Raw genomic sequence first — 24,210 nt, 5'->3', positions numbered from 1 at the left:
TAAACGGATGGTGCCGGCCGATGATCGGCGCCCCTCCACCACAGGAGTCACCTGATGCGCTTCACCTCCCTGGCCCCGCTGCTGCTGTGCCTGGCCATCGCGCCGCTGGCACGCGCCGCCGATGCACCGGCCATCGACAACGCCCCCGGCCCGTTGCTGCGCGACGGCAGCCTGCCGCTCATTCCCGCCCCGGCCCACGTGCAGCGCACGCAGGGCGCAGGCTTCACGCTTACCGCATCGACGCCGCTGTCCGCGCAGGGCGACGCCGCCCGGCGTGTGGCCGCACAGTTTTCCGCGCTGCTGGCGCGTAGTGGCGGTCCGACCCTGGTAACGTCTGCGGGCAACGCTGCCGCTGGGGTCCGCTTCGTACTGGAGGGCGTGACGACCAACGGTCGTCACCCACCAGGTGCAGAGGGCTACACGCTGGAGGTGGGCGCCTCCGGCATCAGCGTGAGCGCTGCCACCGAGGCCGGCCTGTTCTACGGCGCCGCCACGCTGGCCCAGCTGGCTACCGGCGGCAGCGATGGACACATCCCGGCGGTGCGCATCGAAGACGCCCCGCGCTTCAGCTGGCGCGGCCTGATGCTGGATTCGGCGCGGCATTTCCAGAGCCTGGACGAGATCAAGCAGGTGCTCGATGCAATGGCCGCGCACAAGCTCAACACGTTCCACTGGCATCTCACCGATGACCAGGGCTGGCGCATGGAGATCAAGCGCTACCCGAAACTGACCGAGGTCGGCAGCTGCCGCATCCCGGCCGGTGACGGCGGCCGTGACCCCGCCACCGGCGCACCCCGTCCGTACTGCGGCTTCTACACCCAGCAGCAGATCCGCGAAGTCATCGCCTATGCCGCCGCGCTGCATATCCAGGTCATTCCGGAAATCGACGTACCCGGCCATGCCACCGCCGCCATTGCCGCCTACCCGGAGCTGGGCGTACTGGATGCGCCGCTGCAACCGCTGAGCGAATGGGGCGTGTTCCCGAACCTGTTCAACACCGAGGAAAGCACGTTCACCTTCCTGGAAAACGTGCTGGAAGAAGTCATCGCATTGTTCCCGTCGACCTACGTGCATGTGGGCGGCGATGAAGCCGTGAAAGACCAGTGGATCGCCTCGGCACGTGTGCAGCAGCGCATGCGCGAACTGGGCGCCAGCGATGAGATGCAGATGCAGAGCCATCTCATCAAGCGTCTGGAAACCTTCCTGGAACAGCACGACCGGCGCCTGATCGGTTGGGATGAAATCCTCGAAGGCGGCCTGCCGCCGCAGGCCACGGTGATGTCCTGGCGCGGTACCGAAGGTGGCCTGAAGGCTGCCAGCGAAGGCCACGACGTGGTGATGTCGCCGGTCACCGACATGTACATGGACTATCTGCAGACGTCATCGCCGAACGAGCCGCCGGGCCGTCCGTTGCTCACCACGCTGGCACGTACCTACGCCTTCGAGCCGGTGCCGGCCACGCTGGCAGCGGACAAGCAGCACCACATCCTCGGCCTGCAGGCCAACATGTTCACCGAACACACGCGCAGCTACGCCCGGCTGCAGCACAACCTGTTCCCGCGTCTGGCCGCCGTTGCAGAAACCGGCTGGAGCCCGGTGCAGCAGCGCGATTTCCGCGACTTCCTGGCCCGCCTGCCGGCACAGCTGCAGCGCTACCGCGCGTGGGGCCTGGCCTATGCACAGACGCCGTTCGAGGTGGCAGTCGTGCATCAGGACGACCGGCGCGCCGGCAGCGTGCAGGTCAGCCTGGCCAATCCGCTGGGCTACGAAGTGCGCTACCGCACCGATGGCCAGCCGGTCACTGCGGCTTCGCCGTTGTACCAGGCACCGCTGCAGGCACGCGTGCCGGTGACCGTGCACGCTGCCGCGTTCTTCAACGGCCAGCCGCTGGCTGCTGCGCCCAGCGTGGCCGCGTTCACCGCACAGTCGCTGCTGACCCGTCGCGATGACGAACTGCTGACCTGCCCCGGCCCGGGACAGTTGTTGCTGCGGCTGGAAGACGATGGCCCGGCCGACGGCCCCCGTGCGGTGTTCAACGTCAACATCTTCAACCCGTGCTGGCGCTGGGCCGATGCCGATCTCACCGGCATCGGCACGCTGAAGGTCCGTGCGGGGCGTATTCCGTACTACTTCCAGCTGGCCCACGACGAACCGCAGCGCAGGTTCGAAGCGGCCACGCGGGCACACGGTGAAATGAAGATCCGCCGCGGCGACTGCAGCGGCCCGGCAGTAGCCGAAGTGGCGTTGCCCGCCAGCGTCGGTGCCGATGGATTCGTCACCCTGGAAGCCACCTTGCCCAAGCAGGCGACCGGCAAGGGCGATCTGTGCATCAGCTTCAGCGGTGACACCCGGCCGGCGATGTGGGTGCTGGACGAAGTCACCCTGGCACGGTAACGAGCGCAGCAGACCCGGTAGCCCCGGTCAGCCCTCAGCCGCGCAGGCGCAGCAACAGGTCCCGCCACGGCGTCAGTGCCGTGGCGAGGCCCACCACCACCCCGACCGTATTGGCCAGCGCATCGGCCGGGTCGGCCATGCGGGTTTCGGTCAGCGCCCCCTGGGCGAACTCGATGCCAACGCCCATCAGTACCAGGCCCACCGCTATCCACAGCAGCGCGCGGCCGCGCTGGAACAGCTGCACCGCACTGCCCCCCAGCAGGAAATACGCCAGGAAGTGCTCCACCTTGTCACTGCCTTGGGGCAGCGCCAGCGGCGGCGGCGGGATCAGGCAGACCACGATCACCGTCAGCACCGCGGCCAGCCACACACCCAGCCACAACCGCGGATGGCGCAGTGGCTTGAGCCACCTGCCGCTCACAGCCGCCAGCTCAGGTCACCCAGTTCGAAGGATGGTTCAAAATCCACGTCGCGCTGCAGGCCGATCACCTGGAAGCGCTCGCCCATGCCGCTGGGCAGGGTGAGCTTCTTGACCTCCTCGCGCAGCTGCACCCGGCCTACGTCGTCGGTGCGCTCATCAGCCAGCGCCAGCACCTGGTCCAGCCCGTTGCCGAGCAGGAAACTGGCCTGGCTGCAGTAACCGGCCAGGTCGAACCCCGCGTGCAGGCCGGCTTCGGCCATGGCGGTAAAGTCCACCGAAGCGGTGATGTCCTGCAGGCCCGGCCACAGATAGACGTCGTTGTGTACGTGGTGGCGGTAGAACGCACGCACGGTGCCGTCATCGCGTTCGGGCAGGTAGTACTCGCCGCGGGTGTAGCCGTAATCCACGAACAGCATCGCGCCGCGCTTCAGTCCGCCGGCCACCGCCTGCAGCCAGTACGGCAGCTGCGGCAGCAGCTCGGAGCGGTAGCCGTCGGTGAACGGCGTATCCAGGTAACGCTCCAGATGCCTTACCGCGCCGTTGAGCAGCATGTCCGCCGGTGCCGTGGCGCGCACGAACTGGCCATCGGCATCCAGCGCCACGGTCTCTTCGTACACCTCACCAGCCTGGATCACGAAGCGCGGGGTGGGCAGCGCATCGATCACTTCGTTGGCGAACACCACGCCTTCCCAGTCGTCATCGAACGGCCGGTCCAGCCATTCCACGCGCCCGCCGATCTCGGCCGGGAGGTTCTGCTGCAGGCGCTCGCGCTGGCGCTGGCGCAGGTCGGCGCTGGGCTCCAGGATCGCATAGCGCGCCGGCAGTGCCTGCAGTTCCGCCAGCCGCAGCAGCAGCGCTTCGGCGAAGGCACCGGTCCCCCCGCCGACTTCGAGGAGGCGGGCCTGCGGCCCCAGCTGGCCGAACACCGGCGCCAGTGCATTGGCCACGGTGGCGGCGAACAATCCGCCCATTTCCGGCGCGGTGGTGAAATCACCGCCGGCACCGAATTTGCTGGCGCCGGCGCTGTAGTAACCCCATCCGGGGGTGTACAGGCACAGCTCCATGAAGCGCGAGAACGGGATCGCGCCGCCCTGCGCGCGGATTTCATCGCGCAATGCGGCCGCCAGCTGTTCGCTGTGGGCCAGGGCGTCGGTATCGGGCAGGGGAAGGGTGGACTGCATGGCGTCTTCAAATGCGGTGACAATGGTGCACAGGATAGCCGAGCCATGGAGTACCCGATGACCCCCACCGCCCCCGTGGCCCTGATCACCGGCAGCGCGCGCCGCATCGGTGCAGCCATCGCCGGTCATCTGCACCAGGCCGGATACCACATCGTGCTGCATGCCAATCGCTCCAGCGACGAGCTGCAGCAGGCAGCCTTCGCCTTCGAACTGGCGCGGCCGGGCAGTGTGCTGGCGCTGCAGGCCGACCTGCGCGACAGCGACGCCCTGGCTGACCTCGTCGAGCAGGCGGTGGCCCATTTCGGCCGGCTGGATGCGCTGGTCAACAATGCCTCCAATTTCTTCGCCACCCCGCTCGGACAGATCACCGCCGAAGCGGTCGATGACCTGTACGCGGTGAATGCGCGCGCGCCGCTGCTCCTGGCCCAGGCCGCTGCACCCCACCTGCGTCGCAGCCACGGCAGCATCGTCAACCTCACCGACCTGCACGGCAGCCAGCCCATGCGCGACCATCCGGCCTACTGCATGGCCAAGGCCGCGCTGGAAATGGTGACCCGCTCACTGGCACTGGAACTGGCGCCCAAGGTGCGGGTGAACGCGGTGGCGCCCGGGGCCATCCTGTGGCCGGAAACCGGCAAGGATGATTTCGCGCGCGAGGCGCTGCTGGCGCGCACTCCGCTGGCGCGCATCGGCACGGTGGAGGAGATCGCCGAAGCGGTGCGCTGGCTGATCGCCGATGCCGGCTTCGTCACCGGCCATACGCTGCGGCTGGACGGCGGGCGCACGCTGTCCTGAGTCACCGGCTTCGGTAGTGACGACCGCTGGTCGTCAGCTCCTGCTCGGTAGTGACGACCGCTGGTCGTCAGCTCCCGCCGCTGCGCTCGCCGAGCATGGAGCCGCGCTGCCCTTCAATCGGCATCGGGCCCCAGCGCCACCACCTCGAAGGCATCACCCACCTGGCGGTGGGCCCGCCACAGCGCATCCAGGGTCAGTCCACTGACCGGATCGACAAAGTCCGGCGCGATATCCGCCAGCGGTTTGATCACGAAGGCGTGCTTCAGTTCAGGGCGGGGAATCCGCAGATGCCCCGGCCCCTCCACGATCAGCTCACCGTAGAACACCACGTCGATGTCCAGGGTCCGGTCGGAAAAGCGCGGGCCACTGCGGTCGCGCCCGTGCCGGTCTTCCAGCGCATGGGCCCAGGCATCAAGGGCCTCCAGCGGCATGTCGGTTTCAATGGCCACCGCATTGTTGAGGAACGCCGGGCCGTCAAAGCCCACTGCCGCCGTGCGATAGGCCGGAGAGACGGTGATGCTGCCGAAACGTTCGGCCAGGGCGGCCACGGCGGCATGCAGGTGGCGGCGGGGCTGGACATTGCTGCCCAGGCTGAGGAGCACGGTGGTCATGCGGGTCATCGGGTGGCAGGGGGGAGGTAATGGCTTCATCACGGCATCACCCGTACCATTGGACCGCACTTGATGGGACGATGCCAATGACTTATTGCGTCGGAATCGAGGTGGACGAGGGGCTGGTCTTTGCCGCCGACACCCGCACCAACGCGTCGGTGGACGACGTACGCGTCCACCGCAAGCTGCATGCCTTCGAATATCCTGGCGAGGCCGTGTTCGTGCTGATGGCCAGCGGCAACCTGGCGACCACCCAGCTGCTGGTCTCACGCCTGCAGCGCGACGTGGAGGAGCAGCGCACGCCCAACCTGCGCAGCCTGCGCCACCTGTTCGAGGTCGCCGAGTATGTCGGCGCGCTGCTGGTGGACAGCCAGGTCAAATGCCGCGACGTGGAACATGGTCACGACGGGGTGAACACCCAGGCAACCTTGATCCTCGGCGGACAGATCGCCGGCGAGCGGCCCGGCCTCTACATGATCTATCCGCTTGGCAACGCCATCTCCGCCTCGCCCGAAACGCCGTACCTGCAGATCGGTGAATCCAAGTACGGAAAGCCGATCCTGGACCGCATCATCCGCCCGCGCACGCGGCTGGACGATGCCGCCCGCACCGCGGTGGTGTCGCTCGATTCCACCATCCGCTCGAACCTGTCGGTGGGCCTGCCGCTGGACCTTGCGCTGGTGCGCCGCGATGAGCTGCGGATCGGCGGACAGCTGCGCCTGAGTGGCGATTCGCCGCTGTATGCGGACATCCACCGCAACTGGGCGCACCGGCTGGAACAGGCAGTCGCCGCGCTGCCCCGCTTCCCGTGGGAACAGCAGGCGTAGCCCGGTCCGGTGGCGCCTGGTCATGCCCACCGCGGCAGGGGCTTGACGGCCAGCGGCCGTCACTACCCGTGTGTGCGCAGCGCCTTGGCCACCGAACGGAACACCTGCTGCATCTCCAGGGGTTTGCGCAGCACGTGCAGGGACACGCCCGCTGGCGCTTCCACAGGCGGCATGCAGGCCTCATCGCACAGCAGCAGGGCGGCGCCGCGGAACCCGCGCTGCGACAGCTCCGACAGCAGCGCGCTGGCGGTCAGCAACTGCGCCCCGCCATCCAGGATGACCAGCGCAGGCATGGCATCGGGCTCCACTGCCCGCAACGCTGCGGCACCATCGGATGCCAGTTGCAGCAGATAGCCTTGGCTGGACAAGGCATTTCCCAGCAACGACAGGCGGGTCGCTTCGGCATCCACCACCAGGATCGACTGCCCCGTGCCGGCCGCCATTGGCTGGATCGGCGGCTGCGGCAGTTCAGCCTGTTCGCTGGCCGGCAGGTGCAGGTCAAAGCGTGTTCCCTCGCCCGGCGCGCTGGTAACTGCGATGCGGCCGCCGCAGCTTTCCACGATCCGCTTGCAGGACACCAGGCCCAGCCCGGTGCCATCCGGCTTGGTGGTGAAGAACGGACTGAACAGCCTTTCCAGGGTGGGCGCATCCATGCCGATGCCGGCGTCGATCACGGAAATGACCAGCCATTGCCGTCCGTGGTGGAGGCCACCAAGGTCCGCGCGCAGGGTCAGCGTGCCGCCATCGGGCATCGCCTGCAGCGCGTTGAGTGCCAGGTTCAGCAGCACCTGCTGCAGTTCGGTGTAGTTGCCATCCACCGCCAGCGCGCCGCCCGCCGTCTCCAACTGCAGCTCGACGTCGCTGGGCAGCGTACCGCGCAGCAGCAACTGCACGGCCTCGAACAGGTGGTGAACCTTGACCCGCTCGCTGGGCCGGGGTGATCCGCGCACGAAGGACAGCATGGACTCGGCCATCTCGTGGCCGCGCCGCCCGCATTCGGCGATGACCTCGGCCATGTGCAGCAGTTGCGGATCCTGCGTGCGGGCCTTCAGCAGCTCCGGCACGATCAGCAACGGCTGCAGGATGTTGCGAAGGTCGTGGCTGAGGCCCGCCGCAAGCATCGACAGGCTTTCCAGCCGCTGCGCGCGCATCAGCTCGCCTTCCACCCGCTGCCGTTCGCCCGTGGCCCGCGCATCGCGCACCGCGCGCGCGACCGCCGAAGGCAACCGCGCGGGGTGGTGCTTGAGGATGTAGTCGCTGGCGCCGCGTTGCAGTGCGGCCACCGCCGCGTCTTCGCCCAGCGTGCTGGACAGGAACAGGAACGGTACGTCCGGTTGCGCCAAGCGCACGATGTCCAGGGCCTGGAAACCCGAAAAAGCGGCCATGTTCAGCTCGGCCAGCACCACGTCGGGCTGGAAGGCCTGAAGCGCAGCGAGCAGCTGGCCTTCTTCGTCAACGCGCTGGAAGCTTGCGCGCATGCCTGCAGCGAGGATCTGCGCGATGACGCGCTCGGCATCCTCGGGCACGTCCTCGACCAGCAGGATACGCAGATCACCCGCCTCGGTTTTGACTGGCATGCTCACCCTGGCTCCCCACACATTGCCGATCCCCCAGAACACTCCAGAACGCCGCCCCCACGCCGCACCACCACGAGGACCGCGAAGGGCGCGTGAAGCCACTATAGTCCAGGACCGCTGCGTTCAACCAAAGGATTGGCGCAAGATGCGATCCAGTGCAGCCCAATCGACGACCCTTCCCGCCCCACCCGGCTCAGGTGTGGGCGCCGGCACGTTGGCACGGGACCCGACCGTGAACACCGGCTGGCCGAACGTCCAGTAGGCGACCGAGCCGAGTGCGGCCAGCGTGCCCACCGCCACAAGGATCCTCCGCCAACTGACCGTTCCGATCGCCGCTGGCGCCACCCCGTCAGCGGCGCCGGGGAGGGCCGTGTTGCCCAAGCGCACTGGCAGCAGCGCGCCTGTCTCGGCGGCACCAAGCGGGCGGGTCACGGCAATGGCCTGCAGGGGTATAGAGACAGCCGGGTCGGTCGCGCGGATCATCAGTCCATCCATGAAGGAAGCCAGCATGACAGTGCAGCAGTGCAGCCCCTGCCGTGCCAGAGCCAGAAACGGCAAAGGCGCCCACAGCGGGCGCCTCTGCCTTTCCGTCATGCCACCGCGCTGGATTACTTCGACGCGGTGCTGGCGACCTTCAGCTGGGTGGAATCGACGCGGGTAACGCCCTTGATCCCCTTCGCCGTGTTGACCGCCTTGTCATGCTCGGCCTTGTTGGCCACGTTGCCCTTCAGGGTCACCACACCGTTGACGGTGGTAACGCTGATATCGGTGGCCGGCACATTGCTGCTGACCGCCAGGTCACCCTTGACCTTGGTGGTGATCCACGTATCGGTCACTGGCTCGTTGGAGTCGTGGTTCGCCGCATGGGTGCGGTCGTGGGCCATCGTGGCGTCCTTCTTGGCCGGGTCGTTGGCCATGGCCAGCGGTGCAGCCAGCAGCATGCCCAGGCCAATGGTCGCGGTAAGCAGCTTGGAATTCGTCTTCATCGTACGGTCCTCCTCGTTGGTGGATGGAGTGTCCCGTAACGGGCGTCCAGCCGGCGTGCCGGTACCGTCATGCTGGGGTGAACCGAGATGCCGCATGCGACATCCGTTCATGTTTTGCACTCCGTGGACGAGCCGTTAGGCTGGTCACCCCCACCCCAACGCGGAGCGCCCCATGCCTGTCGACCTGCAGGTTGCCCTGATCGGCTATGGTCTTGCCGGGCGGGTATTCCATGCGCCGCTGATCCAGCACACGCCGGGACTTGCCCTGCACAGCGTGGTCAGTTCGCGTCGAGATGAACTGCGCCGCCACTTCACCGACGTGCACGTGCGCGCCGCGCCCACCGAGGCGCTGGAAGACCCCGCAGTGGATGCGGTGGTCATTGCAACGCCCAACGAACAGCACGCGCCGCTGGCCATCGCCGCACTGCGCGCAGGCAAGCACGTGCTGGTGGACAAGCCCTTCGCACTGGACACCGCGCAGGCGGAAACCGTGCTGCGTACCGCAGAGGAACACGCACGCGTGGTGACCGTGTTCCAGAACCGACGTTTCGATGCGGACTTCCTTACGCTTCGGCAGTTGCTGGCCAGCGGCGCGCTGGGTGACATCGCCGAATGCCATTCGCACTTCGACCGCTTCCGCCCGCACGTGCGCGACCGCTGGCGCGAGCGCGACCAGCCCGGCGGTGGCCTGTGGTACGACCTGGGTCCGCACCTGCTTGACCAGATGCTGCAGCTGTTCGGTTGGCCGCAGGCGATCACCGCGGACCTGGATTGCCAGCGCGGCGAAGGCAGCACCGACTACCTGCATGCCGTGCTGCATTACCCGCGCATGCGCGCCATCGTGCATGCGGGTTCGCTGGTGGCTGCCGCGGCGCCGCGCTTCACCGTGCATGGCAGCAAAGGCAGCTGGATCAAACACGGACTGGATGTGCAGGAAGCCCAGCTTGCCGCCGGCAAGGCACCCGGTGCGCCCGGCTGGGGCCTGGATCCGCAGCATGGCGTCCATTCGGCCTTCGATGCCGAGGGCCAACTGCAGCACACCACCGTGGACAACCTGCCGGGGGACTACCGGAAGCTGTACAGCGCGTTCGCTGCAGCAATCAATGGCCAGGCGCCTGCCGAGGTCACCCCGCAACAGGCGGTGCAGCTGATGCAGATGCTGGATGCGGGCCGCCTCAGTGCGCGCGAGCGCCGCACCATCGCGCTGTAAACGTCCGGGTAGCGCCGAGCATCGCCCGGCGCTGCACCATGGCGATCAGATCTTCTTGATCGCGTGGCCGCCGAACTCGTTGCGCATCGCCGCCAGCAGGCGGTCGCTGAAGCTGTTGGACTGGCGGGAACGCAGCCGCTCCAGCAGCGCCAGCGTGATCACCGGCGCAGGCACGTCCAGCGCGATGGCTTCGGCCACGGTCCAGCGGCCCTCGCCGGAATCCTCCACGTAGGGCGCAATACCATCCAGCGCCGGATTGCGCTGCAGCGCCTGCGCGCTCAGGTCCAGCAGCCAGGAACGCACCACGCTGCCGTGCCGCCATACCTCGGCAACCTGGCCCAGGTCGAGTTCCATCTCTTCCTTCCGCTCCATCAGCGCGAAGCCTTCGGCATAGGCCTGCATCATTCCGTACTCGATGCCGTTGTGGATCATCTTGGTGTAGTGCCCTGCCCCACTCGGCCCCACCCGGGCCCAGCCGCGGTCGGCAGCCGGCGCGAGCGCCTGGAACACCGGCGCCAACTGCTCCACGGTGGCCGCATCGCCGCCGATCATCAGGCTGTAGCCCTCCTGCAGCCCCCACACCCCGCCACTGGTGCCGCAGTCCAGGTAGAAGATGTCATCGTCAGCCAACGAACGCGCGCGGCGCACGGAATCCTGGTAGTTGGAGTTGCCGCCATCGATCACCACATCGCCTTCGGCGAGATGCGGGACCACCTGCGCCAACGTCTGGTCGACGGTATCGCCGGCCGGCACCATCAGCCACACCACGCGCGGTACCGGCAGGGCGGCGACCGCCTCGGCCAGCGTGGCGAACACCTCCAGGCCGGACTCCGCCGCGCGCGTGCGCGCCGCTTCCATCGGGTCATGCCCTACCACGCGGTGGCCGCCACGCTGCAGCCGCTGGGCCATGTTCGCGCCCATCCGGCCGAGGCCGATCATTGCGATATCCATCTGTTTCACCTTTGCGTTGAGGGACCGCGGACGGCGTCGCCACCGGGTCCGGAATCAGAAGTCAGGCTGCCTGGCATCCCGGTCGCCGCGCAGTGGCGCAACTGCGCCTGCTGCCAGCGCCGGTACAGCGTGGTATGCAGATTGTGCACCGTCAGCTCCACCGTGAACGGCGTGCGTGGATTGCGGTCCAGCAGGCGTGCGACATGGAAGCCGATGGGCTTTATACCGCGCGGGTGCACGAAGATCTGGAACTGCCGGTAGAACGGATCGTCCAGCACGCCATCCATGCGCGCCACCAGCGCTGCCTCATCATCGGTGAGCGATGCGCGCAGGGAGGGATCCTGATCGGCCAGCAGTCGTTCGAAGAAGCGCACCCCGCGCCGCGGCAGCTGCCGGGACAGTTCCCAGAGTTCCCGGTTGCGCTGGTCGTACCAGCCGAATCCACCGTGCCGGCGCAGCGCGTCGGCCGCCTCCGCGCCCACGTCCACCACGATGAAATTCTCGGCCTGGTTGTTCAGGTCGTCCAGCGTTTCCCGGCCGAGCGCGTGGGTGATGTAACCCGGCGCCCCCATGAAGGCCTGCCGGCCCATCGCCGAGGTGCACACCGCCTTGCCGTCGGCGAACAGTTCCCCCGCGTGCGCGCCGAGCAGGATGCTGTCGGTGTCGTGCAGGCCGAGGAAGGTGCCGATGCCGAGTTCATCGTGGTCGAACGCAGTGTCGAACGAGGCATCCCCGTGCAGTTCGCGCTGGGTGGCCAGTTGGGCGACCTGGCGGCCGACGCCGCATTCGCTGCGCACCTTGCCGGTGTAGAAAGTTGCCAGCGCCTGGCTGTTGCTGGCCGCAGGCTGGTACCCCCGCCCCAGGCTGCGCGTACGCTGCCAGCCCTGCGCCTGTGCCCCGCGCGCGCCGAAACCGATCCAGCCGAGCTGCAGCCCGGAGAACCGATAGCCCGGATTGCTTTCCAGCGCGCGCGCCGCACGCCGCGCTGCTTCGCCCACCCGCATCGCGTAGGCGCACACACTGGCCGGGTCGTCCAGCAGGCGCTGCATGAATTCCGCGCGCTCGGCAGGCTTCCAGTCGCGCGGAAGCGTGGCGCGCAGATCGCCCTGCGCGTGCGCCTGCCGTAGATCCTCGCGGGTACAGACAGGGCCGCCATGCACATCGGGCACCGCCACCGCAGCCGACTCGAATCGCCATCCCAAGCGCTCCAGCAGCCCCTGCGTGCAATCCGGCGCGGCCGACAGCGCCGTCCCCGGAAGGACCAGCAGGACCCCCAGCAGCGCAACGCCTGCGCGCATGCTCAGCGCAGCCCGTCGTCCGTGCTGTCGGTCGGCGGTGAATCCGCTGCGGGCGCGGGCGTCGTTGCCGGCGCAGCCACCACCGGCAGGTACTGCTGCAGCCGCTGGAAGAACCGGCCGTAGAAATCGCCGTCCTGCACCGTGCTGCTGGCGACCTTCACCAGCGAATCGTCATTGCTGCCGAACGGCAACGACACCGAGCCCAGCGCGCCTACGCCGACACTGGCCGAGGTCGGACTCTTCTTCAACGCGTAACGGTCCTGCACCGCGCTGATGAACACCAGCGCCTGCTCGCCGCGTGGCGCACAGGAAATACGCAGCACCAGCTGTTCGTGGTCGTCATCGCGGGGCTGGAAATTCTTGCTGCCTTCCACGCCGGTCCCGTCGGCACGGGCGATCGCATAGCCTTGGCTGAGCAGGGTGCGCCTGGCGGCCTCGCAGGCCTCGGCCGGCGAACCGTCCACGGTGCGCGAATACATGTCACCGGAGTCGAAGGATTCGCGCAGCAACGTACTGTCGGCCGCACGTCCACCACAGCCGGACAGGCCGGCCATCAGCAACACGGGAGTAAGGAAGACCGCAGTCCGCATGGACATTCCTGCAGAGATTGACTCAGCGCAGCATAGCGCGCGGTGCGTAAGCGGCAGGTTTACAGCCGTGGCGCGATGCTCGGCACCGCGCGACGGGTTGGTGCGGGTTCAGCACCCGCCTCAGTCGGCCCAGCGACCCGCCCCCGTAGACTGCGGCAGAACCTGGGCGGACAGCGGGCGGTCCTCTTCGAGCAGGTTCACGGCATCGGCCAGGATTGCCGCCGATTCGCGCAGCAGCGGGTCGGGGCGCTTTTCGGCAGCCTTCTCCCGCGCGGCATCCTTGACGATATCGCGCTCGTTGCCGGTCAGGCCATCATCGTTGCTGTCGTCGGCCAGCGGATCCAGGTCAAGGCCCAGTTCCTTGCGCACGGCCTGGCGGTCCACGCGCTGCTTGTCCTGGCGCTCACGCTCGGTGCGGCGTTCGGCTTCGTTGAGCGAGATGTACTTCTTGGCCTTCTCTTCGCGGAACTGCTGCACGTCCTCGTTCCACCACTGGAACTCCTTGTCAGCGGCGATCCGGGTGTCGTGTCGGCTTTCCAGCTTGGGCAGCAGCGGGCCGAAGTTGCCGTACTGGGTGTGCGGCACGGCGGCGATGCGGGTCCACGGCAGCGCATTGTCATAGGTGCTTTCGCCGAACTCGGTGGCGTCCACGCTGGCCGGGAAGGCCAGGTCGGGCACCACGCCCTTGTGCTGGGTGCTGCTGCCGCTGACGCGGAAGAACTGCGCGATGGTCAGCTTGACCTGGCCGAAGCGCTGGGCTTCGCCGCTGGGCCAGCGGTCCAGGTCGACGATGTTCTGCACGGTGCCCTTGCCGAAGGTGGTCTCACCGATCACCAGGCCACGACCGTAATCCTGGATGGCACCGGCAAAGATCTCCGAGGCAGAGGCCGAGCCGCGGTTGATCAGCACCGCCAGCGGACCGTCCCACGCCACCGCTTCGCTGCGGTCGCTGTTGACGGTGACGCGGCCACCGGACTCGCGCACCTGCACCACCGGACCCTGCTCGATGAACAGACCGGTCAGTTCGATGGCTTCATCCAGCGAGCCGCCGCCGTTGTTGCGCAGGTCCAGCACCACGCCATCGAGCTTGTCGGTCTTGAAACCGGCCAGCAGCTTGGCCACGTCGCGGGTAGCGGACGCGTAGTCGGTCGCGTTGCGGCGACGGCCTTCGAAATCCTGGTAGAACGTCGGCAGCTTGATCACGCCGACCTTGCGCTCGGGCGCTCCGTCCTTGGCCGGGATGGTCAGCGTCTCGCCCTTGGCAGCCTGCTCGGCCAGGCGCACTTTCTGGCGGGTCAGCACCAGCGTGTGGTGCTTGCCGTCCACGCCTTCTTCGGCCGGAATGAACTCCAGCCGGACCTGGGTGTCCTTGCTGCCGCGGATCTTGGCCACAACGTCGTCGATGCGCCAGCCGATCACATCTTCGATCGGGCCGGAGGTGCCCTGGCCGACGCCGACGATGCGGTCACCGGGCTTGAGCTTGCCATTCACCGCCGCCGGGCCACCGGCAATGATCTCGCGGATCACCACCATGTCGTCCTGGCGCTGCAGCTGTGCGCCGATGCCTTCCAGCGACAGCGACATCGCCTGGTTGAAGTTTTCGGCGGTGCGCGGGGTGAAGTAATCGGTATGCGGGTCCACGGCGCTGGTATAGGCGTTGAGGAAGAACTGGAACACGTCCTCGCCCTTCAGCTCGTTGACCGACTTTTCCAGCGTGGCGTAGCGCTTGTCCAGCGTGGTGCGGATCTCGTCCGGCTTCTTGCCGGCAAGCTTCAGGCGCAGCCAATCGTTCTTCACCGACTTGCGCCACAGCTCGTCCAGCTCGGCATCACTGGCCGCCCACGGTACGTCCTTGCGGTCGTACTCGAACCGTTCGTCGGTGCTGAAATCCGGTTCGCGCTTCAGCAGGTTGCGGGCATAGCCGACCCGCTGGCCGACGCGCTGCTTGTAAACGGAGAACACCTGGAAGGCCGGCTCCAGCTCGCCCGCCCCGGATCGCCGTGGCGATGCCGGCTTCGAACGGGGCGAACTTCGCCACGTCGGCCTGGGTGAAGAACTGCTTGCCGCCGTCGAGGGTCTCCAGGTAACGCTTGAAGACGTCCTTGGAGGTGGCCTCGTCCAGCGCGCGCGGCCGGTAAGCGTAACGGCTGTCGGACAGCAGCCCATACACCAGCTTGGAGGTGGTCGCCTGGTCGGCCGTGGCGGCGGCCGGCAGGGCCGGGCCATCGGCCTGCGCCGACAACGCCAGCGGGGCGGTGAGTGCCAGGGCAATCAGGAATGCGGGGGCTTTGAATTTCATGGAATTGCTCAGGGCACCTTGCCGAAAGGAAGACTGCGTGCGTTTCAGACACCACGACAGTGCCGAAAGTTGCGCGCTTTGTCATCCGCGTTCATGGAACGCGTGTTTCCAGCCTAGACGGGGGCCTGTAGCAGGATGTGAACAAGGAACAGCAGGGTAGTGACGGCCGCTGGCCGTCCCTACCGGTTCAAGCGCGGCCGTCCCTGCCCGGTCAGGCGACGCCGGCGCCCTTGGCCTGCACGTCGGCGTGGTACGACGAGCGCACCATCGGGCCGGACGCCACGTGGCTGAAGCCCAGCGCATAACCGTAGTCTTCCAGCGCCTTGTAGTCTTCCGGGGTCCAGTACTTCAGCACCGGGTGGTGGTGCGCGGTCGGCTGCAGGTACTGGCCGATGGTGATCATGTCCACGTCGTGCGCACGCAGGTCACGCATGGTGGCCTTGATCTGCTCGAATTCCTCGCCCAGCCCCAGCATGATGCCGCTCTTGGTCGGCACGCCCGGGTGCTGCGCCTTGAAGTTCTTCAGCAGAGTCAGCGACCACTGGTAATCCGCACCGGGACGCACGTTGCGGTACAGGTCCGGCACGGTTTCGATGTTGTGGTTGAACACGTCCGGCGGGTTCTGCGCCAGGATCTCCAGCGCGCGTTCCATGCGGCCCTTGCCGCGGAAGTCCGGGGTCAGCACTTCGATGCGGGTGCCGGGCGACTTTGCCCGGATGGCGGTGATGCAGTCGACGAAGTGCTGGGCACCGCCGTCGCGCAGGTCATCGCGGTCCACGCTGGTCACCACCACGTACTTCAGGCCCATGTCCGCCACGGTCTGGCCGAGGGTGGCCGGCTCGTTGGCATCGGGCGGCTTGGGACGGCCGTGGGCCACGTCGCAGAACGAGCAGCGGCGGGTGCAGACCTCGCCGAGGATCATGAAGGTCGCGGTGCCGTGGCTGAAGCACTCGTGGATATTGGGGCAGCTGGCCTCTTCGCAGACCGTCACCAGACGGTTCTCGCGCAGCTTGGCCTTCAGGTTCTGCACCGCATTGCCGGAAGGAATGCGCACGCGGATCCACGACGGCTTGCGCAGCACCGGCGCGTCGGCAAACTGCACCGGCGAGCGGTTGATCTTGTCACCACCCAGCTGTTTGACGCCGGCCTGCAACGGCGCGGCGGCGGGAGCGGAATCGCCCTGCAGCATCTGCAGGGGAATGGTGCGGGCAGTCTGTTCGGTCATGGTGTTCCCGGCGGCAACAGGGCCGCGTGGTATGGGTTCGGTCAGGCAGACAGGTCCGGCTGCGTGGAGGACGGCTGCAGGTGCAGGCCGAACTGGCGCGCCAGGTGGTCCAGCAGGACGGGCTTGACGGCTGCCATGCCGGACGGCCCGCCCAAGTCTACCATCGTGGTCACCTGCAGCCCCTGGTAGCCACAGGGATTGATGCGGCGGAAGGGTTCCAGGTCCATCGCTACGTTGAACGCCAGGCCATGGAAGGTGCAGCCGCGGCGGACCCGGATGCCCAGCGCGGCCACTTTGGCCCCGCCCACGTACACGCCCGGGGCGCCGTCCCGGCGTTCAGCGCCGATATTCCACTCGGCAAGGGTATCGATGATGGCCTGTTCGATCCGGCATACGTAATCACGCACGCCGATGCCCAGCCGCGGCAGGCGCAGCAGCGGGTAGACCACGATCTGGCCGGGGCCGTGATAGGTCACCTGCCCGCCTCGATCCACTTTCACCACCGGGATGTCACCTGGGGCAAGCACGTGTTCGGGTTTGCCGGCCTGGCCCAGAGTGAACACCGGGTCGTGTTCGACCACCCACAGTTCGTCGGCGGTGTCGTCGTCACGCTGGTCGGTGAACCGCTGCATGGCGCGCCAGACCGGCGCGTAGGGCTGGCGGCCGAGGTCGCGGACGATCGCGGACGGAAGCTGACGGCCAGCGGCCGTCACTACCGGTGCTAGAGCGTCCACTTTACTTCCGGGTGCTCGCGCAGCACCTCGTGGGCAAGGTCGTACTGGGCGCGGTCGCGGGCGGTGAATGCCATGCGCACCGAGACGTACTTGCCGTTGGACGAGTGCTTCCAGCTGATCTGCTCGTTGAGCACGTCAATGCCAGCGGCCATCAGCAGCTTGGGGAGTTCCACTTCCAGCCCGGAGTTGGCCGCGCCCATGGCGCTGAGCTCGAACTGCCCGGGAAACTGGAAGCCGTGTTCGGGATTGTCGGACTTGATTTCCATCCGCCCATTATCGGGCCGCAGCGGATCAAACCCAAGGGGTGGGAGAAGCGGTAGTGACGGCCGCGGGCCGTCATGTTTTCTCACCGCTGCGCTCGCCGACCAGGGGTCGGCGCTACCTGCCCCGGCGTTCGCCGAGGACGGCGGTGCCGGCCGTGCTGACCGGCACCGGTGGATGACGGCCAGCAGCCGTCAGTACCCTGGTTACTTGGCCAACTGCATGGACGTGGAGTTGACCCAGCCCTTGTTGCCCATTTCGTCTTCCACTTCCCACATCGTGCCGTCCTTCTGGCCGGTGGGGTACAGCAGCATGCCCGGTTCCAGGTCACGCACGGCCGCGCCGGTGCCCTTGGAATTGGACAGCAGGCGACCGGCCTTCAGCATGGTCACGGCCTGGCTGCTGTTGGCGGCGGACGCATCGGCCGGCAGGCCGCCCAGTTCATTCACCATGTTGGTGTAGGCCTGCAGGTAGGCCAGCGTGATGACCTGGCCCAGTTCGGTGTTGGCATAGCCGCCCACGCCCATCGCGCCGATGCCGCCACCGCCGAACAGGCCGCCACCGGCGCCCCAGCCCAGGTCGGTCTTCTTCGAGTTGCCTTCCACGATCGCGACCTGCTCGGAGGAACGCACGTCGGTCAGGGTCAGGGTGACGTCAGCGGTCTTGCTGCGGAAGTTCAGCCCGCCCACCACCGCACCGGCCTTGCCGCCGATCAACCCGCCCAGCAGGCCACCGATCGCATTGCCACTGGCGTTGTTGTTCTGCGAAATCAGGTCCGGCACCAGCACGTAGTCGGCCGCGCGGATCTGGCCCTTGCCGATGTTCGAACGGCCACGCAGCTCACCTTCCGAAGCCAGCGCGCGCTCGGCCTGGGCAGCGGCCATGCCGACGCCACGGTCGACCAGGGTGAAGCACTTGGACTTGTTGACGAACACCTTGATCAGCTTGGAGGGCGCCGGCAGCTGTTGGCCGGTCCACCAGTTCACCACATCTTCCGGTTCGATCACCGAAATCGAGCCGAGCGGCTTGGTGCACACCGGGATCTGCGCCTGGCCCTGCTTGCTCTGCTCCTGCGCGGAGGTACGGCTGGAGCTGAAGCTGTCGCGCAGGCCGGCCGAGGCAGGCGCACTGACAGCCATCAGGCCAACGCCCAGCACGGCGGTGACCACGAGGGTGGCGAACGAATTCTGTTGGGTCATGTCTGTTGTCCAGCGCGCCTGCCCATTGCAGGCGGCGCGCAATCCATTGGTTTGAGAGAGGCCGGTGGTGGCAGGCCGGAATCCTTGAACAGCGCCCTCTGGCGCCGGCGCAGAGGATAAAACACCGGCCTGCCGACGGCAACCGCAGCTGAACAACGGTCCAATCCAGCCACCGTGGGCCCGCAGAGCCGTGATGCCCATCACGTTTTACGGTCCGCCAGCGGGACGAAAAGAACGCGTGGCGCAGAAGTCCACGTACGGAACGGATCAGGCCGGCCACGGACGTCGACCCGAATTCACATCGGCGCTACCGTATTTAGGAGAAAAACGTCAAAACAGCCCTCTGGACTTCCATGCACCCCACGCGTATCGCGGCAGCCCTCGGGCTGACCAGCCTGATGGCCCTTGCCCTCCCCGCCCATGCCGCCGATCAATGCAGCCAGAGTGCGCTGGCCGATCATCCCCCGCAGATCAATTTCCGCGTGGACAATGACCTGTTCGGTGGTGCCGACCAGGACCAGGGGTACACCAACGGAGCGCAGATCACCTTCGTCTCCCCGAACTTGGTGGACTTCACCAACGACCCTTGCCTGCCGCGGCTGGCGCGCTGGGTGAACAGCCACCTGGAGGCACTGCATCCGGGTGAGTTCGAACAGCAGAACATGATCTTCAGCGTGGCGCAGGGCATCTTCACCCCCACCGATTTCACCCGCAGGGACGTCATCGAAGATGATCGCCCGTATGCCGGTGTGCTGGTCGGCAGCTTCGGGTACAACGCGCGACGCGGCAATTACCTGCAGACCACCCAGCTGACGCTGGGCGTGGTCGGCCCGTGGGCGCAGGGCAAGGAAGTGCAGGACGCGGTGCATGACCTGCTGGACGACGACAAATTCCAGGGTTGGGACAACCAGCTGCACAACGAGCCGGTGGTCATGCTGACCCACGAGCGGATGAACCGTTGGCCGCGCGATGCCACCGACAACGCGAGCGGCTGGGGGTGGGATGCGATCAGCCATTACGGCGGTGCCGTCGGCAACCTGGCCACCCACCTCAATGCCGGTGGCGAAGTGCGTTTCGGCTGGAAACTGCCGGACGATTTCGGCAGCACGCCGCTGCGCCCGGCGGGCGAGAACACCGCGCCATCGCGTGGCGGCCGGCCGAGTGGATGGTCGTGGCACCTGTTCGCCACCACCGACGCGGCCTGGGTGATCCGCGATATCACCCTCGATGGCAACACCTTCCGCAACAGCCACAGCGTGGACAAGAAAGCCGTGGTGGCCCAGGGCGGTTACGGTGTGGCGGTGATGCGCGGGCGCTGGAAGTTCGCGCTGGCGCGTTACCACAGCACCAAGGAATTCGACGGACAGCGCCAGTCGCCGATCTTCGGCAGCTTTACCATCAGCCGTTCGCTGTAACCGGACGCGGCAATGACGGCCCCTGGCCGTCATTGCGTGCTTGCCTTCATTTCACGCAGACAAAGCCCGATCCCGCCGCCAGCATCCAGGATCCAACCGGCTGGCCATCGCTATGGAAATCACCTGACATCCTGTACCAGGTCTGCGCCCGCGCATACCAGGCGTCCGCATATTCGTCTGCAACCTGCATCCGTGCAAAGTCGCCGGCTCCTGCGTTGAAGGCCTTCAGGTCCGCGTAGGCCGCAACACGGCCGCCGCCGTGCGCAGCGCAATGGCCATCAGCGGCAGATTCCCCACCAGACCGGTAGTCCCGATACATCGTCCAGTAGTACCTGCCACCAGCAAACTGCACCGCGCGTACCTCCACCTCCTTGCGCGCCTGGATGCCCTTGAAGGACGCGTGCACCGCCGAGCGCGTATCCGCCGTTGCCACCCACACCGGCGCAGTCAGTTCAACCTGCAGGCCGCCCCGCTCGTCCACGATCACCGACGTGGCACCGAGCACACCCTGCGTTGCGGACCACTGCACCGTCTGGCCCTTGAGCGGATTTCCGTTGGCGTCCTTGAGCGTTGCCTACAGCGTTGCGGTTTCTTCGCCGGTACCAGTGATACGCAGCTTGTTCGAACTGATGTCGCTCAACACTGCAGTGCTCACATCGGCGATCAGCTCCACCGGCTCCGCCGCCACCGCGGCACCACTGTCCACCGCCGCGGTGACCCGGGCCGGGCCAGCCACCACACCGCGTAGCGTCATCGTCGCTACACCGTCGGCATCGGTGGTGCTGGACGTGCCCGCCAGATCACCATGGTCGGTCGACCAGGTCACCACCGCGTTGGCGACACCGTTGCCGTTGGCGTCCTTCACCACGGCGCGGTAGGTCGCTGTTTCAACGTTGTTGGCCACTATCCGGGTGGTATCCACGCTCAGGTCACCGCTGCCAATACCGCCGCTGCTGCCATCGGCGGTCAGGGTCACCGCGTCGGCTTTCACCGCGCCCTGCGAACCGACCTGCGCGGTTACCTGTGCAACGCCCGCCACCGCACCGCTCAGCATGATCACCGCGCTGCCGTCGGCATCGGTACTGCTGCTGGCAGCAGACAGATCGCCATGGCTGGTCGCCCAGTTGACGGTCATACCAGATACCGGATGGCCACTCGCATCGCGCACCACGGCGCTGAAGGTTGCCTTGTCCACCGGTTGGCGACGATGCGGGTGGTATCCACGGTCAGCGCGCCGACGTCGATGGTGACGTTGTCGGCGTCCACACCGGTCACCTTGACCACGGTGCTGGCCCTGTTGGACACGTTGCCATGGATGTCGGTGGCGATCACGCTCAGCGGATAGCGGTTGCTGCCCTCCGGATCATAGGTCGGATACTGCATCTGGAACTTGTTGCCGCCCATGTCGATGATGCGGCCGCCGGCAGCCACCAGCGCCGCGTCCCGCCACTGCACCGTCTGCACGGCATACTTTGTATGCACGCCCAGGTCCAGCATGACGACGCGGCCGGCCAGGTCGGCATGTTCCGCGGCGAGCATCAGCTGGATCAGCTGCTGCTGGCGGTATTCCATGACAATCTGGTTGCTGCGTTCGACCAGGTCGTAGCGGCTGCCGGCGAGGCGCCGGCGCGCCGCCACCTGCGAAGCGTCGAACTGCTGCGACAGCGGCTTGTCCAGCTGCACATTCAACTGCAGCCCAATGGTGTTGTCGCGCTGTCCCGCGCCGCGCTTGTGTTCGACACTGAACGTCAGCATCGGCACCGGGGTGTAACTCAGGCCCACGGTGGTGGCGCGGGGGTCCTTGCTGCGTTTGCTGCGGTTGAACAGGTCCATCTGGTCACCAACGTACTGCTCATAGGCGATCCTGGCGCCCAGTGCCGGGTACTGCGGCAGGTAGCCTTCGGCTCGCACATCGAAACCGTTGGCCGGGCGCTCTTCATGATCTTCAACCAGGCGCGACACCTTCCAGTCGGAGGTGCGCAGGTAGCCGTTGCCGCTGAGTTTCAGGTTGTCGTGCCATGCCTCCACGCCCACGCCCACGCGCTGGTGGCCCCGGTCCGGGTCGATATCCAGAAAGCCGTTGTAGCCCACCATCCAGTCACTGAGGAAGTGACGCTGGCCGAAGCCAATGTTGAGGGTGTTGCGCTCATCGAAGCGCCGCGCGCCCACCTGCACGAAGTTCATCCGCGATGCCTGGTCATGCAGCGGGCGCAGCAGGTCGATGCTGCCCCCACGCAGGCCGAACGCATCGTCAAGCTGCACGTCCACTTCGGCCGTCCCGAACCCTTCCAGGATGTGCTGCAGGCCGGTGCCCGCCGCCGCGCCGGCCTGCTGGCTGATCAGAGCGGCCAGATCGGTGCGGTGGTTGCTCGCCGATGCCTGCTGCTGGGCGCCATCGTCCGCCGCCGGGGCAGCCTGGCCGAGCATCGGCAGCGCCAGGCCTGCGCCAAGGAGAACCCAGCGCGACACCGCTGAAGCAAGCGGGTTGCGGGTGCTATGACGTGCGGTCTTCGACATGTCCATGGGTCCAGGGCCTCCAGAGCCAGGGTTCGGGGGCCGGCGATCCAGAGCTGATAGCGTCGCCGTGCCGTCATTCAACGTGACACAGTGTCGTTTTCGGCCACCTTTGCTCCCATAGGACGCGTCCTGAAATGACGTGGGTCATGGCTGGCGACTGGCAGACCCCGCTCCGCCCAGGGCCGCGATTGAGCCGGGTCCGATTGGTCACTCACGACCGAGTTGGGACGATCCAGCCATGGACACCACCAAGATCAAACCCACGCTCATGTTCGCCTGCCGCTTCGCCTCGGCGTTTGCTGCGGACTGGTTGGCCCGCCGCCAGCATCGGGGACTGCGCCGCAAATTGATGCGGCGCCTGCTGTCACGTCACTGAAGACTGCTGAGACGGAATGGCCAGAGCGGTTCTGCTGCCCGAAGCGCAGAAAGCCCGCGATTCGCATCGCGGGCTTTCCGGGAAGAACAGGAGAATGACGGCCAGCGGCCGTCACTACCGCCGTCGGTTATTCCGATTCCCACCACATCCAGAAGCTGTGCCACAGGCGCTTGAAGAAGCCGGCTTCTTCCACGGCGGCGATCGCCACCAGCGGTGCCTGCGCGACCACCTTGCCATCCAGCGTCACCTTCAGCGTACCGATCTGCTGGCCGGCAGTGAACGGCGCCACCAGCGACTTCGGTACGTCGATGCTCGGCTTCAGGTCGTTGTAACGGCCACGCGGCAGGCTGACCAGCATCGGCTGGGCCACGCCCAGCTGCACGGTGTCGGTGGTGCCCTTCCACACCTTGTGCTCGGCCACGACCTTGCCCGGCTCATACAGGCGATGGGTTTCAAAGAAGCGGAAGCCCCAGTTCAACAGCGCCAGGCTGTCATCGGCACGCTGCTTTTCGGAAGCACCGCCCAGCACCACCGCGATCAGGCGCTGGTCACCGCGCTGCGCCGAGCTCATCAGGCAGTAGCCGGCAGCGGCGGTGTGGCCGGTCTTGATGCCGTCCACGCTGCCATCGCGCCACAACAGCAGGTTGCGGTTGGGCTGCTTGATGTTGCCCACGGTGAATTCCTTCACCTTGTTGTAGGCGTAGGTTTCCGGGTAATCACGCACGAACGCGCGGCCCAGCAGCGCCAGGTCGTGCGCGGTGCTGTGGTGGCCTTCGGCGGTCAGGCCGTGGGCGTTGACGAAGTGCGAATTCTTCATGCCGATCTTGGCGGCATAGCTGTTCATCAGCGAAGCGAAGGCTTCTTCGCTGCCGGCCACGTGCTCGGCCAGCGCGATCGCCGCATCGTTGCCGGACTGGATCGCCATGCCCTTTTCCATGTCTTCCAGACGTGCCGTCTGGTTGACCGGGAAACCGCTGTAGCTGCCATCGGTGCCGGCGCCGCCTTCGCGCCAGGCGCGTTCGCTCATCATCACCTGGTCGTCCGGCTTGACCTTGCCGTTCTTCACTTCGGCGGCGATCACATAGCTGGTCATCACCTTGGTGATGCTGGCCGGGGCGAGCTGGGCGTCGACGTTCTCGCCGGCGAGGATCTGGCCGGAAGCGTAGTCCATCAGGATCCAGGCCTTGGATACGCTGGGCACCGGCGCGGGCGGCGTGGCGACGGTGGCCGGGGCAGAGGCCGCAGCCGGAGCGGCCGGGGTCGGCAGCGCGGTCTGGGCGTGGGCCAGGCCCACCAGCAGGGTGGCGGCCAGCGCGGTGGCGGCAAAACGGAATTTCATGGGA

General features: G+C 67.0%; 22 protein-coding genes and 2 pseudogenes. 6 read left to right on the top strand and 18 right to left on the bottom strand.

Features of this window, described 5'->3' with window-relative positions; all coding sequences use genetic code 11:
• Positions 1 to 54: 54 nt before the first annotated feature.
• Positions 55 to 2,394 (top strand): family 20 glycosylhydrolase, encoded by a 2,340-nt coding sequence (locus QE373_RS03065; protein ID WP_309683521.1) that lies wholly within the window; start codon positions 55 to 57, stop codon positions 2,392 to 2,394.
• A gap of 34 nt (positions 2,395 to 2,428) precedes the next feature.
• Here the strand turns inward: QE373_RS03065 and QE373_RS03060 are convergent, their stop codons facing one another.
• Positions 2,429 to 2,815 (bottom strand): VanZ family protein, encoded by a 387-nt coding sequence (locus tag QE373_RS03060; RefSeq protein ID WP_309683518.1) that lies wholly within the window; start codon positions 2,813 to 2,815, stop codon positions 2,429 to 2,431.
• The gene (locus QE373_RS03055) at positions 2,812 to 3,996 is read right to left on the bottom strand and encodes an SAM-dependent methyltransferase (RefSeq protein ID WP_309683515.1); all 1,185 of its coding nucleotides are present in this window, start codon (positions 3,994 to 3,996) and stop codon (positions 2,812 to 2,814) included. Before QE373_RS03055 ends, QE373_RS03060 begins: the two co-directional genes overlap by 4 nt.
• Positions 3,997 to 4,053: 57 nt before the next feature.
• On the opposite strand from QE373_RS03055, the gene QE373_RS03050 reads away from it, so the two are divergent.
• Entirely contained in the window at positions 4,054 to 4,791 is a 738-nt protein-coding gene (locus QE373_RS03050) for a pteridine reductase (RefSeq protein WP_309683513.1), read from the top strand.
• Positions 4,792 to 4,904: 113 nt separating this feature from the next.
• On the opposite strand, the gene folK is transcribed toward QE373_RS03050, so the two are convergent.
• The gene (gene folK, locus QE373_RS03045) at positions 4,905 to 5,402 is read right to left on the bottom strand and encodes a 2-amino-4-hydroxy-6-hydroxymethyldihydropteridine diphosphokinase (RefSeq protein WP_309683510.1); all 498 of its coding nucleotides are present in this window, start codon (positions 5,400 to 5,402) and stop codon (positions 4,905 to 4,907) included.
• Between the two features lie 86 nt (positions 5,403 to 5,488).
• Here folK and QE373_RS03040 point away from each other — a divergent pair, with 86 nt between their 5' ends.
• Positions 5,489 to 6,229 (top strand): 20S proteasome subunit A/B, encoded by a 741-nt coding sequence (locus QE373_RS03040; RefSeq protein ID WP_057509315.1) that lies wholly within the window; start codon positions 5,489 to 5,491, stop codon positions 6,227 to 6,229.
• A gap of 62 nt (positions 6,230 to 6,291) precedes the next feature.
• Here QE373_RS03040 and QE373_RS03035 read toward each other — a convergent pair whose 3' ends face one another.
• The 3 genes from QE373_RS03035 to QE373_RS03025 form a co-directional block, all read right to left on the bottom strand.
• A complete protein-coding gene (locus tag QE373_RS03035; RefSeq protein ID WP_309683507.1) occupies positions 6,292 to 7,806 on the bottom strand; it encodes an ATP-binding protein in 1,515 nt (504 codons plus the stop codon).
• Between the two features lie 123 nt (positions 7,807 to 7,929).
• The gene (locus QE373_RS03030) at positions 7,930 to 8,316 is read right to left on the bottom strand and encodes a hypothetical protein (RefSeq protein ID WP_309683504.1); all 387 of its coding nucleotides are present in this window, start codon (positions 8,314 to 8,316) and stop codon (positions 7,930 to 7,932) included.
• Positions 8,317 to 8,414: 98 nt separating this feature from the next.
• Positions 8,415 to 8,792 carry a BON domain-containing protein gene (locus QE373_RS03025; protein ID WP_309683500.1) on the bottom strand — a complete coding sequence of 126 codons (378 nt, stop codon included), beginning with the start codon at positions 8,790 to 8,792 and terminating at the stop codon, positions 8,415 to 8,417.
• A gap of 172 nt (positions 8,793 to 8,964) precedes the next feature.
• Here QE373_RS03025 and QE373_RS03020 point away from each other — a divergent pair, with 172 nt between their 5' ends.
• Complete coding sequence (locus QE373_RS03020; protein ID WP_309683497.1) at positions 8,965 to 10,002, top strand: oxidoreductase; 1,038 nt, start codon at positions 8,965 to 8,967, stop codon at positions 10,000 to 10,002.
• Positions 10,003 to 10,047: 45 nt separating this feature from the next.
• On the opposite strand, the gene gnd is transcribed toward QE373_RS03020, so the two are convergent.
• The 8 genes and pseudogenes from gnd to QE373_RS02980 all read right to left on the bottom strand — a co-directional run bounded on the left by gnd (position 10,048) and on the right by QE373_RS02980 (position 18,559).
• Positions 10,048 to 10,953, bottom strand: a complete 906-nt coding sequence (gene gnd, locus QE373_RS03015; protein ID WP_309683494.1) for a phosphogluconate dehydrogenase (NAD(+)-dependent, decarboxylating) — start codon at positions 10,951 to 10,953, stop codon at positions 10,048 to 10,050.
• A 5-nt stretch (positions 10,954 to 10,958) separates the two neighbouring features.
• Positions 10,959 to 12,251 (bottom strand): hypothetical protein, encoded by a 1,293-nt coding sequence (locus QE373_RS03010; RefSeq protein ID WP_309683491.1) that lies wholly within the window; start codon positions 12,249 to 12,251, stop codon positions 10,959 to 10,961.
• Between the two features lie 2 nt (positions 12,252 to 12,253).
• Entirely contained in the window at positions 12,254 to 12,841 is a 588-nt protein-coding gene (locus QE373_RS03005; protein WP_309683489.1) for a DUF2242 domain-containing protein, read from the bottom strand.
• 120 nt (positions 12,842 to 12,961) lie between these two features.
• Positions 12,962 to 15,140 (bottom strand): annotated as a pseudogene (locus tag QE373_RS03000) (carboxy terminal-processing peptidase).
• A gap of 211 nt (positions 15,141 to 15,351) precedes the next feature.
• Positions 15,352 to 16,365, bottom strand: coding sequence for a lipoyl synthase (gene lipA, locus QE373_RS02995; RefSeq protein WP_042615463.1), 1,014 nt, complete (start codon positions 16,363 to 16,365; stop codon positions 15,352 to 15,354).
• Positions 16,366 to 16,406: 41 nt separating this feature from the next.
• Positions 16,407 to 17,099 carry a lipoyl(octanoyl) transferase LipB gene (lipB, locus tag QE373_RS02990; protein WP_309683484.1) on the bottom strand — a complete coding sequence of 231 codons (693 nt, stop codon included), beginning with the start codon at positions 17,097 to 17,099 and terminating at the stop codon, positions 16,407 to 16,409.
• Complete coding sequence (locus QE373_RS02985) at positions 17,087 to 17,365, bottom strand: DUF493 family protein (protein ID WP_101098918.1); 279 nt, start codon at positions 17,363 to 17,365, stop codon at positions 17,087 to 17,089. Before QE373_RS02985 ends, lipB begins: the two co-directional genes overlap by 13 nt.
• Before the next feature lie 201 nt (positions 17,366 to 17,566).
• Positions 17,567 to 18,559 (bottom strand): CsgG/HfaB family protein, encoded by a 993-nt coding sequence (locus QE373_RS02980; protein ID WP_057509325.1) that lies wholly within the window; start codon positions 18,557 to 18,559, stop codon positions 17,567 to 17,569.
• Between the two features lie 353 nt (positions 18,560 to 18,912).
• On the opposite strand from QE373_RS02980, the gene QE373_RS02975 reads away from it, so the two are divergent.
• Positions 18,913 to 19,974: a lipid A deacylase LpxR family protein gene (locus QE373_RS02975; RefSeq protein WP_057509326.1), complete on the top strand. Its 1,062-nt coding sequence runs from the start codon at positions 18,913 to 18,915 to the stop codon at positions 19,972 to 19,974.
• A 46-nt stretch (positions 19,975 to 20,020) separates the two neighbouring features.
• Here QE373_RS02975 and QE373_RS02970 read toward each other — a convergent pair.
• The 3 genes and pseudogenes from QE373_RS02970 to QE373_RS02960 all read right to left on the bottom strand — a co-directional run.
• Positions 20,021 to 20,536, bottom strand: a pseudogene (locus QE373_RS02970) (Ig-like domain-containing protein); the annotation flags it as partial.
• A 12-nt stretch (positions 20,537 to 20,548) separates the two neighbouring features.
• Positions 20,549 to 21,109, bottom strand: coding sequence for an Ig-like domain-containing protein (locus QE373_RS02965; RefSeq protein ID WP_309683475.1), 561 nt, complete (start codon positions 21,107 to 21,109; stop codon positions 20,549 to 20,551).
• Complete coding sequence (locus tag QE373_RS02960) at positions 21,106 to 22,491, bottom strand: inverse autotransporter beta domain-containing protein (protein ID WP_309683472.1); 1,386 nt, start codon at positions 22,489 to 22,491, stop codon at positions 21,106 to 21,108. Before QE373_RS02960 ends, QE373_RS02965 begins: the two co-directional genes overlap by 4 nt.
• 238 nt (positions 22,492 to 22,729) lie before the next feature.
• Here QE373_RS02960 and QE373_RS02955 point away from each other — a divergent pair, with 238 nt between their 5' ends.
• On the top strand, positions 22,730 to 22,867 hold the full coding sequence (locus QE373_RS02955) for a hypothetical protein (RefSeq protein WP_309683469.1): 138 nt from the start codon (positions 22,730 to 22,732) through the stop codon (positions 22,865 to 22,867).
• A 127-nt stretch (positions 22,868 to 22,994) separates the two neighbouring features.
• Here the strand turns inward: QE373_RS02955 and QE373_RS02950 are convergent, their stop codons facing one another.
• Positions 22,995 to 24,206: a D-alanyl-D-alanine carboxypeptidase family protein gene (locus tag QE373_RS02950; RefSeq protein WP_123698935.1), complete on the bottom strand. Its 1,212-nt coding sequence runs from the start codon at positions 24,204 to 24,206 to the stop codon at positions 22,995 to 22,997.
• Positions 24,207 to 24,210 lie beyond the last annotated feature (4 nt).

Origin of the sequence: Stenotrophomonas sp. SORGH_AS_0321, assembly GCF_031453215.1 — a bacterium.
GTDB lineage: Bacteria > Pseudomonadota > Gammaproteobacteria > Xanthomonadales > Xanthomonadaceae > Stenotrophomonas > Stenotrophomonas chelatiphaga.
The sequence above is the reverse complement of the archived record's forward strand: the minus strand, read 5'-3'. Positions and strand labels throughout refer to the sequence as shown.